Source organism: Mucilaginibacter sp. P2_A4 (assembly GCF_056405015.1).
Window position 1 is genome coordinate 141756 of record NZ_JBFUCX010000009.1, and the last position, 11631, is coordinate 153386.

At 45.4% G+C, this 11631-nt stretch carries 8 protein-coding genes; 1 reads left to right on the plus strand and 7 read right to left on the minus strand.

From position 1 onward, the window contains the following. The first annotated feature begins 134 nt into the window (after positions 1–134). Entirely contained in the window at positions 135–1934 is a 1800-nt protein-coding gene (locus tag AC1DYB_RS17370; RefSeq protein WP_477436824.1) for an alpha-L-fucosidase, read from the plus strand. Between the two features lie 117 nt (positions 1935–2051). On the opposite strand, the gene AC1DYB_RS17375 is transcribed toward AC1DYB_RS17370, so the two are convergent. From AC1DYB_RS17375 to AC1DYB_RS17405, 7 genes are all read right to left on the minus strand, one after another. After that, a complete protein-coding gene (locus AC1DYB_RS17375; RefSeq protein WP_477436826.1) occupies positions 2052–3248 on the minus strand; it encodes a PQQ-dependent sugar dehydrogenase in 1197 nt (398 codons plus the stop codon). A 454-nt stretch (positions 3249–3702) separates the two neighbouring features. Continuing rightward, positions 3703–4311: a hypothetical protein gene (locus AC1DYB_RS17380; protein ID WP_477436828.1), complete on the minus strand. Its 609-nt coding sequence runs from the start codon at positions 4309–4311 to the stop codon at positions 3703–3705. Then, on the minus strand, positions 4308–6464 hold the full coding sequence (locus AC1DYB_RS17385) for a xanthine dehydrogenase family protein molybdopterin-binding subunit (RefSeq protein WP_477436830.1): 2157 nt from the start codon (positions 6462–6464) through the stop codon (positions 4308–4310). The genes AC1DYB_RS17380 and AC1DYB_RS17385 overlap by 4 nt, the downstream gene beginning before the upstream one ends. Next, entirely contained in the window at positions 6461–6931 is a 471-nt protein-coding gene (locus tag AC1DYB_RS17390) for a (2Fe-2S)-binding protein (RefSeq protein ID WP_477397582.1), read from the minus strand. Before AC1DYB_RS17390 ends, AC1DYB_RS17385 begins: the two co-directional genes overlap by 4 nt. 211 nt (positions 6932–7142) lie before the next feature. Further along, positions 7143–8306 carry a sialidase family protein gene (locus tag AC1DYB_RS17395; protein WP_477436832.1) on the minus strand — a complete coding sequence of 388 codons (1164 nt, stop codon included), beginning with the start codon at positions 8304–8306 and terminating at the stop codon, positions 7143–7145. 3 nt (positions 8307–8309) lie between these two features. Next, positions 8310–9488, minus strand: coding sequence for an AGE family epimerase/isomerase (locus tag AC1DYB_RS17400; protein ID WP_477436834.1), 1179 nt, complete (start codon positions 9486–9488; stop codon positions 8310–8312). A gap of 10 nt (positions 9489–9498) precedes the next feature. After that, positions 9499–11607, minus strand: a complete 2109-nt coding sequence (locus AC1DYB_RS17405) for a GDSL-type esterase/lipase family protein (protein ID WP_477436836.1) — start codon at positions 11605–11607, stop codon at positions 9499–9501. Positions 11608–11631: the final 24 nt, after the last annotated feature.

Genomic DNA, 11631 nt, shown 5'->3' on the forward strand with positions numbered 1-11631 from the left:
ATGCCTGCTGATCCCAGCAGTGCCAATCCCGCTGAATTAAATGATAATTTTGCTAAGTTTTAAACTATAAGTGATTCGTATTTTTATAAACCATTATAAAACGTCTTAATTGTCAAATACCTATACATCAAGAAATGATGAAACGTACGCTGCTTTCTTTATTGCTATGCTTTACCGTATATGCCGTTCAGGCTCAATCTACATCAGATGAACAGGACAAGGTCAAATGGTTTACCAATGCCCGTTTCGGCATGTTTATTCACTGGGGCTTATACAGCGCGGCTGAAGGCATATGGAAAGGTGAACGTTTGAGAAACGGTAATAATTATGCAGAATGGATCCGCTATCGCAACCGCATCTCCGAAACAGAATATGTCCGGTTAGCCAAACGGTTTGATTGGGATAAAATAGACCCTGAACAATGGGTGCTGCTGGCTAAAAAGGCAGGCATGAAATATATCCTCATTACCGCGAAACATCATGACGGGATCGCTATCTGGAATTCTAAGGTAAGCGCTAACAACTTGAGTAAACTCAGTGGCACAGACAGGGATGTGCTGAAGGAGCTGGCCGCGGCCTGTAAAAAGCATGGTATGAAGCTGGGCTTTTATTATTCGCACTGGCTCGATTGGGAACATCCGGATGGCTGGGATCACAACCAGGAAATAACCGGACGTATTACAGATGAGCAATATAATAAATACTGGCAGGGCAAAGTTTTGCCGCAACTACGCGAACTACTCACCGACTATGGGGACATTGCCATGATTTGGTTTGATATGTGGGTAGACTATAAATCAACAATTGTAAAAAAAGAGCAGCTGAACCAGGTGATCAACCTGATCCATGAATTACAACCAGCTTGCCTAATCAATTCAAGGCTGGGTTTACCGGCAAATTATCCGGGCATTGATTTCGAAACGATGGGCGATAACCAGCTGGGAGCGGTTTACACCAATCACCCTTGGGAAACATCCGGAACCATCGCCAATTCATGGGGGTATAATGCCCTGGAGAACGAGTACAAATCCACCAGCCAGTTACTGCAATCGCTTATAGGTAATGTCAGTCTCAACGGGGGATTCACTTTAAATATCGGCCCGCGGGCCGATGGCTCGGTTCCCTATGAAGACCAGACGAGGTTGGATGAAATGGGTGCCTGGCTTGACAAAAACGGAGAATCTGTTTACGGGTGTACAGGTCTTGGCTTACGGCCTGATCAGCACGACTGGGGACGGATCACGACAAAAACACTGGATCATAAACAGATCGTTTATCTTCAAGTATACAACTGGCCCCTTGACAGGATACTACGTTTAACCGGAATTTTATCCAAGCCTGAAAAAGCCGAACTGATCACCGATGCCGGCAAGGTGAACTTAAATTTTGTTCAAACAGGCCCGTACACCCATATCCAGTTGCCGAACGCTGCAGGGGACCATCTGGTGTCCGTCATCGCCTTAACATATCCGCAGCCGGTAGAACTTGATGAAAAGGTAGCAGCTGAATCCACATTCGGCGGGACGGCTTTAACCGGATCTAATACTTCGGAAAAAATGTCATCATATAAAAATGTGCTTTTTGACGGTTTGCGCCCCTCTCACCTGGTTTTAGATAAAACCGGCGTATTGACCTGGCGGGTATACATACCAGGCCCGGGAACCTATAACGCAGATCTATCCTACCACCATAATTCGAAAACCGCTATGCAGGTAAAAATCAGTGTAGGCGATCAACAACGCTTACAATCATTGAACCCAACCGGAAAAGTAGTTGTTGAGCCGCATGACAGTTATACCGATGAATTTGTAAATAACCAGATCGGCGAGTTCGTTTTTCCTAAAGAAGGCTTTTATGACATCACCTTAACGGCGCATCCAAAGGAACAAGAAAAATTATTATTAAACAGGATTTGGCTCAGTAAGAAACCCTGAGACAGTATTTTTGGCCTCCCCACCGGGGGAATATCCTTTGCTTAAATATTATTAAAAAGAATGCATATGGGCCTGCATAAGATGCAGGCCCATATGCGGTTCAGAAATTTAATATCATCACTTAGCTATCTTGTATAATTTACCGCCATCGGTGGCGGCGTAAATAGCACCGTCTTTACCGGTAGCTATACAGCGCCAGCGTTCGTTTTTATCCGCCAGCAAACGCTCTTCGCCCACAACTTTGTTATTTTTGATAACCAAGCGAATGATGTGCTGTCCGCTCAAAGCGCCTACGAAAAGGTTGTTTTTCCATTCGGCAATGTTGCCTGTATAAAACATCATGCAGCCAGGGGAAATAACCGGGTCCCAATAGTAAACCGGCTGTATCGTGCCAGGTTTTTGTTGTATCCCTTCATAAACCTTTTCTCCACTGTATTCGATACCATAAGTAACAAAAGGCCAGCCATAGTTACCGCCGGGCTTGATCAGATTGATCTCATCACCGCCACGTGGGCCAAATTCGGCCTCCCAAAGGCCGCCGGTAACAGGGTTAATGGAAAGGCCGTCAGGGTTACGGAAGCCATAGGCATATATTTCGGGTTTGGCACCCGCTTTGCCAGCAAACGGATTATCGGCAACAGGTTTTCCCTCTTTGGTGATATGGATGATCTTACCGGTGCTCGCTCCCAGGTCTTGTGCTTTTACGCGGATATCGTCCGATTGCCGATCGCCTGAGCTGACGAAAATATTACCTTGCTGATCAAAAATCAAACGCGAACCAAACTGACCGGCGCCCTGATAACGCGGATAAGCTTCCCAGATCACTTTTACATTTTCCAGCCTGGTTTCATCAGCCGATAGTTTGCCCTTGGCCACTGCCAGTGTGGAGCCTTTGCCGGGTTGAGCGTAGGTCCAGTACAACATGTGGTTTTTGGCAAAATCAGGATCAATATTAACATCAAGCAATCCACCCTGGCCGGCATACTGTACCTCCGGGAAACCGGTGATGGTTTTAGCAATTTTTCCGTCAGTTGTTAGTATTTGCATAGTTCCCGGCTTACTGCTGATGAGTAAACGACCGTCTGGCAAAACGTGCATACCCCAGGGGCTTTTCAGCTCGGTGCTGATAACGTTAACCGTATAGGGCGTTTTAGTTTTAACGCTGCCCATACGCGTTTGCCCGGGAAAGGCTGGTTTATACAGGCTATTGGCCTTATTTTTTTCCACCGGTTCGCCGGTCTGTGCCATACCAGCTGTACTGAATGATAACAAGACGATACCTGAGATCAACACTTTATTAACTTTTAAAAACATCCTATCGATTTTGGGTTAGTGTGAGGCAAGTTACATTGTTATGGACTATAAGTTGAAATGCAACACGTTTTTTACGGTATAGCCAGGTCAATGCTCCAGCTCAGCCAAAATTCCCTGGTATTTTACCGTCACAGCTCATCATCTCCCTTTGCTCCAGCTTTTCTTAAGCCACACAAAAAAAGAAATTATAGAAATTTGGAACTATGCAAATAGCCGTTCTTGACGATTACCAGAATATAGCCTTAACCGTGCCCGGCCAACCCGCGCAGAACGCGCGCAGCTGACCGTTTTTAATGACCACATCAATGGTTCAGCCGCGCCGGCGGCCCTTTGAAACACCGTGCATCATGCGTGAACGCAGCCCATTAAACCGCGAAATATTAACCGCGCTGCCAAACCTAAAGCTGATCATCTCCACCGGTCAGCGCAACGCTTAGCCAGGGGAAAGCCCAAATTACCTGGCAGGTGCGTATGCTCCTTTAGCTATCCATAATTTCACCTGCGCGCTAAAAGCTGTATGGCTAAACGGCGGTAAAGTTCTGCCGGCGCCCGGATTCCAGGCCCAGGATACTAAATCATCCGAGGCCATATGATCAATTAACTGTTGTTTGCTTCTTCCGCCATTTTGTTTGGGATCCAGCAGTTGCAGGGCCAGTTGCCTCGGCGTTTTTCCCTGGAAAACCATCCGCATATTTGCGGGCGGTAAACTCCATTTGGGATTTCCAGGAGGTGTATGTATACCCGGAGCATTTTCGGCCTGATGACAGTTGCTGCATTTCATCGCATATAAGCCCCTACCATCCGGACCGCGTTTTACCCCCATAGTATGAAGGTGATTGTCATCACCCTGCAAAGGCACATCACCGTTGGGGTGACAGTTCATGCAGCGCGCGCTCTTTAGCACTTTATAAACGGACATAAAGGCCTTAACAGACCCTATGCTATCCTTAGGTAAAGTAGCCAAGGTATTATGATCAACAGGTGCTCCCTTAAATGACATTACAGTAATACCAATTGTTGCCAATAGCAATACTATGAGAATAAATGGCTTTTTGCTGCTCATGAGATGTGTTTTAAAGGAGTGTTCATGATGGGTAAATTATAAATGCGCTTGCCGGTTGCCGCGAAGATGGCATTGGCAATAGCAGGTGCGGTTGGCGGTACTGCACATTCGCCCGCGCCCCCCATTTTCTCATTGCTATCAACAATGTAGACATCAATTTCAGGCGACTCATTCATACGGGCAATACGGTAATCGTAGAAATTACTTTGCTGCAACTGTCCTTTTTCAATGGTCAATTCGCCATACAACGCCATTGTAAGGCCAAAAATAATACCGCTTTCCATTTGGGCTTTTACCCCATCGGGATTAACGGCAAGCCCACAATCTATTGCGCAGGTTACTTTATGCACCCTTGGCTTCCCGTTATCAATGCTTATTTCTGCCACCTGCGCCACATAGCTGCCGAAGGCTTCGTGTACAGCAATCCCTTTATACCGGCCTTCCGGCAATTTCTTATCCCATTCGGCTTTTTCGGCTACCAGGTTTAAGGCCGCCAGATGACGTGGTGACTTTTGCAGCAACTTGCGCCGGTAAGTAACCGGATCCTGCCCTGCTGTATGAGCCAGTTCATCAACCATGGTTTCCATAACATAGGCAGTATGGGTATGGCCAACCGAGCGGAACCATAATACCGGGACAACTTCTTTAGCGGTGTGTAAGCCAACAAAATGATCAGGTACGGTTTCAAAATAGGGCGAATCAGCAATCCCCTCTACCGATGTAGAATCGACCCCATCTTTGGATTCAAACGGAGTACCAGCCATAATAGACTGACCAACGATATTATGCCGCCACGCTATGGGCATACCAGATGCGTCTAAGCCTGTGTTGATGCGGTGTACAAACATTGGGCGGTAATAACCGCCTTTCATGTCATCTTCACGCGTCCAAACCATTTTCACAAACTTACCGCTCGCTTTGGCTATATGTACGGCCTCCGAAACAAAATCAGACGTAATGGTAGCCCGGCGACCAAAACCTCCACCAAGAAACACTACATTCATGGTTATTTGCTCGGGCTTCATGCCTAATATCCTGGCCGCGGCCGCCAGATCAATACCAGGCAGCTGTGTGCCGGTCCATATCTCGCATTTATCATTGCTTATTTTCACCGTGCAATTCAAGGGTTCCATAGGCGCATGGGCAAGATAAGGGAAAACGTATTCCGCCTTGAGTAATTTAGCCGCTTTAGCCAAACCTTGATCAACATTACCCTTTTGCGCGGCCTTTAAACCATCGGTATGGGCGAGTTTCTGATAGGCATCAACTTGTGTTTTGGTGCTTAAGTTGGCACCGGCTCCATCATCCCATATTATTTTTAAAGCTTTTCGACCCTGGTTAGCGGCCCAAAAATGATCGGCAATCACTGCAATGCCCGTAGGAATTTCTACCACCTCTTTAACACCAGGAACGGCTTTTGCCCCCGAGGCATCAAACGATTTCACCTTGCCCCCAAATACAGGCGCATGGGCTACAACAGCGGTAAGCATGCCAGGAAACTGTATATCCATTCCAAACTTAGCCTGCCCGTTTGTTTTAACCGAAGCATCGAGACGTTTAACTCCTTTACCAATCAATTTCCACTGCGCCGGTGGCCTCAGGGTAACATTTTGAGGTACCGGCAATGTTGACGCTTCAGTGGCCAGTTCACCATAACTTAATTTTTTACCACCTGCTATTACATAACCATTTTTAGTAGTACAGTTTTCAATTGCCACCCCGGTGCGTTTTGCAGCGGCCTGGGTTAACATAACACGCGCAGTTGCTCCAGCCTTCCGGTATCGGTCAAACTCCGACCAGGTGCTGCTGGATCCGCCGGTAATCTGGATGCCATATATGGTGTGGTTATAATCTTTATCAACTCCGCTATGCATCACTTTAATGTTGTCCCAGTCGGCATCCAATTCTTCTGCAAGGATCATGGGCAGCGTGGTCCAGATGCCTTGCCCCATTTCAACGTGGCTTAATATCACCGTGATACTGTTGTCGGCACCTATACGTAAAAAGGCGTTGGGTGCAAAAGCGGTTGTGGCATCCTGTATCAGCAAACGATTGGCATGTGGAATAGTAAAGGATATCAATAATCCACCGCTCAATAATGCGCCCGCTTTCAGGAAATTACGACGACTGATCGCTGTTTGTTGATCGCTCATGATTTGCCCCCTTCCTTTTGCATTTCTGCAGCTTTATGTATAGCCTGCCTGATACGCGGGTAAGTACCGCAGCGACAAATATTGCCAGACATGGCATCATCAATATCCTGATCAGTAGGATTAGGATTTTCGCGGAGTAGCACCGCAGCTGACATCAATTGCCCGGATTGGCAATAACCACATTGTGGCACATCAAACTCAACCCATGCTTTTTGCAAAGGATGATCGTTATTGAGTGATAAACCTTCAATCGTGACTATATTTTGACCTTGGGCCCGGCTAACTTTCGTGACGCAGGATCGTATGGCCTCGCCATTTAAATGAACCGTGCATGCGCCGCATTGTGCAACGCCGCAGCCAAATTTAGTGCCTGTGAGGCCTAACAGATCTCTGAGTACCCACAGTAGCGGCATATCGGGACTGGCGTCTACCTGATACGATTTATCATTAACTTTTAATGCGATCATAAGCGGTAAAATAATTGAGGATCAACGGTATATACTAAGTTAAGAAAACTTTTTTGGCTTAACCAAAATTAAAGTATGTAAACCCAATACAAACAAAACTTTAATACGTTCGGGTGCTGCTGCGGCTAAGAAGCCAAATCAAAAGCCTCAAATCTTTCGACTTGAGGCTTTTGATTTGTGTGTAAACACTATGCTCATCTATCGGTCAGAGCTACCAGCTATGGGTCGTGAAAACGATATGTTTATATTCATCCTTTTCGTATAATATGCCAATATGCTTTTTATCAACTGCTACCAGGTCAGAGTAAGCGCTAAAAGCTCCTTTATAACCTATCGGAGATTTTGCGATAACAACATTATACTTCCATGTTTTACCTTCGTCAAAGCTGATGCGGAGTGTAAGGTTATCCCGGTGCAAAGTATCGGCATCATTACAAACAGCCAGGATAGCTTTGTTACCTCTTTTACCTAAATTTAAAATACTGCCCTGGCAAATGGGGTCAGGAAGGTGAGCATCAAAATAAGTGGTATCCCAGGACTGGCCGCCGTTGTTACTTATGGCGATGATGCGCTGCTTTACATTGCCAAGTTGGTTACGAATATTCATCATCAGTTTATTACCAGCCAGTTCAACAGCCATATTTTCATTGGCACCAGGCATATTTACCTCTTCGCTTAACTTAAAGGTTTTGCCATGATCATCTGTATAATATCCAAAGGCGCGGCCATCAGCATAATGCTTTTGCGGTTCACCTGCCGAGTGGTTAGCTGCTATGTAAATCCGTCCTTTGTATTTTCCGTCCATCAGTTGGATGGCGTGACCTGGTGTATTGGCATAACTCCGCCAGTCCTCTTTAAAGTTATAGGCGCTGTTTACCTGTGGTTGTTTAGGCTTGTGTACCTGCAACGTAATGTTAACCGGGGCTGACCAGGTTAAACCATTATCGGTTGAGGTTTTATACCATACCTCCCGTAAGCCCATCCCCTTGCGCACGTTACTTTCGGTTGCATTGCCTGTATTGTAAAATAAAAACAGCCTCCCTTTGGGATAAGCCGCATCTGTAAGGTCCCATACCGGTGCTGCATTACCCGTTTGCAGGGTATCGTTAGATGCCACAACCTGCAAAGCACTCCAATTCTTTCCGCCATCGCTACTCCGTTTCAGTACAATCTGAATGTTGCCAAAATCGTCGTCTCCGTTCACCCTGCCTTCTGCAAAGGCAAGCAAATCACCGTTGGGGGCTTTGGTAATAGCCGGAATCCGAAAAGACCCGTACCCCTCGGAGCCTGAATTAAAAACGTTTACCTCATTTTGCTGTGCCCATAATGAAACACAAAAAAGATTTATAACAATGTAAATGGTCAATACTTTCATAATTTATATTATTTGTTTTAATAACTGCATACAATACCATTCCTGCCTGGGCAAATGAAATGGCCCTTTAAATAAATTACCTTTAGCTGTTTGTGCCACAGTGCCATCGCGGTGCAGATAACCAAACCATTCGCCGTTTACGGGGTCATGAAATTTGCTGTAGGCGTAATCGTGCACCAGTTTATGCCATCGGGCGTATTTTTCGTTACCGGTAAGTGTATAAGCCAGCAGGGTGGCAATAATTACTTCATTATGCGGCCACCAGAATTTCATATCCTGCCAATACTCCTGTACCGGCTTATCGTATACATCCCGATAATATAAAATACCACCATGTTCCTTATCCCATCCGCGTTCCCACATATAATCAAGCATGGTACAACCCAACTCAATTAAGTGAGCATCATTATTACGGTATTTGGCTTCGTGTAAAATAAACCAGGCTCCCTCAATAGCATGCCCGGGATTAAGCGTACGCCCATCAATATGGTCAATAATGCTTCCATCCGGTGCCACCTGTTCCATTACACATTTAATATCGTGCTTCACAAAATCGGTTTCAATTTCCCTTATCCATTTAGTGATATATTCATCGCAACGCTCATCACCAATGGTTTCCCGCAGTTGCTGGGCGGTATTCATCATAATCATGGGCACGCCGATGCCTTTAGCCGGCCGGGTTGATGTAAATTTAGGGGGAAGCAGCCCTGGTACGGTTGCATATTCAATGCATTTACCAAACAAATCCCTGGCTTTTTGGGCAATAGTTTCATCACCGGATGCCTTAGCATAGGCAGCCATAGCAATCACCGCGAATGTTTCGGAAAAATAATACCGCCTTTTGCGTATCGGGCTGCCATCGCGGGTTACATGAAAAAACATCTGCCCATCAGTGTCAAAGCAATGATCGGTTAAAAAATCGATACCGCTTTTTGCGCCCTCCAGCCATTCCTGCCGCGGCTCTACAGAATTGTAAAGCGTTGCCAGTAACCATGCCGCCCGGCCCTGTATCCATACGGCCTTGTCATCATCAATTAAGCTACCATCCTGGTCGCGCATAAGCAGGTAGCCGCCGCATTGTTCATCAACAGAACGGGGGAACCAGAATGGAACTGTATCCTGCAGCAACTGCTGTTCATAAAATATTTTTAACTTATTTAGTTCGATATCGGAATAACTCATTTTTATAGATTTAATAAAACAAATTCTCCTTTTCATGCCAATGCATGGTAAAGGTTGAAGCAGGCAGCCCCGCTTCATTAATTAAGTTTGCTCTTGTAAAAGGCTGCAGGGCATAATTGACAGCTTTGATCTTTTCGCCGGCGGGCACAGTTATATACACCTTATTACCTTTAATAATTGCAGGTGCGGCAATGCTGCATCCCTTATTAGTAATGAGTTCGAAACCAATTAATGATTTGTTATCTGCCTTTTTTAATTCCTGTGCAAAAGCAAAGGCCAGTACGATTGTATTACCCCTTAACAGGGCGTTTTTTGGCTCCGGCCCGTTGGCTTTAACTTGCTTATGATAAGTATAGCGCCCGGCCAATAATGCCAGCCTTTCCCCTATTTCTTTTTTCCGGGTTGGATGAACGTTCAACGAATCGCCTAGATCAAAACTTACGGCCATTGCTGTGTTGGGTATTTGTTGTTGCAGTTTACGCTGTGCATCCCTGAAAGCAGGCCACGCTGGCCGGTTAATACCCGATAACTGTACTGTATAAAAAGGTAAATTATATCCCCATTTTTGCCGCCAGCTGCTAACCAGTGTTTTAAAGAGATGGCTGTACAGCTCAATGTTATGTGTATTACTTTCGCCCTGGTACCAAACAACACCTTTTACCGGGAAACGAGTAAGAGGATCGATAGCGGCTTCATAGATATAGCAAGGCTCATAAGTGTGGCGCTGCTTTAAATTGGTGGAATTTTTTAAATTGATGGCCGCCCTGTCCCTGCAAAACTGCATTTCATAGTCTGAAGTTCGCCAATTGTTCAGCATATCAACCAGTTGATCATCATGTTCCATAGTATACCGGTCTATCCATGATTCTGTTGGAGAACCGCCAACGGCCACTTCAATTAAACCGATAGGTACACCTACGTCCCGGGATATTTTTTGACCGAAATAATAGGCCACCGCCGAAAAACCAGCGGCCGAACTGCTGTCACAAGTTTTCCAGGAACCTGAAAAAAAAGTTAGTCCATTAGCTTTAGCCAAACTAACCGAATCCCAGGCGCCCAGATCAGATTCGGCCTGCAAATTGAGCTTGTATAAATGTAGTTTTCTGTTTGCAACAGCGCTTTTCATAGCTGTATCGCCACCTGCAGACCTGCTTAACGGAAAATACATGTTTGATTGTCCCGCACATAGCCATACATCACCTAATAAAATATTACTGATGCTAATGCTGGTGTCTTTACCGGATATGTTCATTTTAAAAGGGCCACCAGCCTTTGCCGCCGGGAGCACCACTCTCCAATCCCCATTTTCATCAGCCCTCGACTTCAAATCTTTCCCTTTAAATCGCACTTCAATCACATCGCCGGCATTAGCTTTGCCGTAAACCGGGATAGGCCTATCACGCTGTAATACCATTTGATTAGTAAACACCGCAGGTAATTTTAAGCCTCCATAATTCCCGGAAAGCCGGCCATAAACTGTTTGGGCCAATATCGATGCCCCTTCTTTATCCGGGTGCAGATTATCTGCAAAAAGGTTGGGCCGGTTATAAAGTGGCTCATGAAAATCAATGAGCCCGGTGTTGTTTGCCGCAGCAATAAGCGGGATCAGGTTTTGAATTTGCCCGTACCAATCCCTTGTGCCAGATTTAAACCGGGGATGCCCGCTGAAGATGGGCGTTAGCTTGCATATAAATACTTTTACCCGCGGGTTTGCCTTTCTGATGGTGTCAATGAACCATGCATAATCAGCTTCAAAGTTTTGTTTAAAATCGGGCCAGTCTCGTGGGTCGGTATCGTTAAGACCAAGGTGAATAATAGCTATATCTGGTTTTGAAGCTATTAAATTTGCAAACTCGGGTGTTTTAAAATAAGGATTATGCCCGTTTTTTAATAAAGTACTCCCGCTGTGCCCAAAGTTTAAAACACTATAATGAGCACCCAATAATTTTTGTAATTGAGCAGGGTAACTCTCCTGTGCGGGCTTAGCCAGGCCATAACCATACGTAACCGAATTGCCAATACAAGCTATTTTAATAGCCCCATTTTGGCCATACAGTTTTTTTATAGTACTCAATAAACTAAGCAGTAGTAATATCAAATACTTGTTCTTAAATTTCATTTGCTAATTTTTATGGGTGGAATG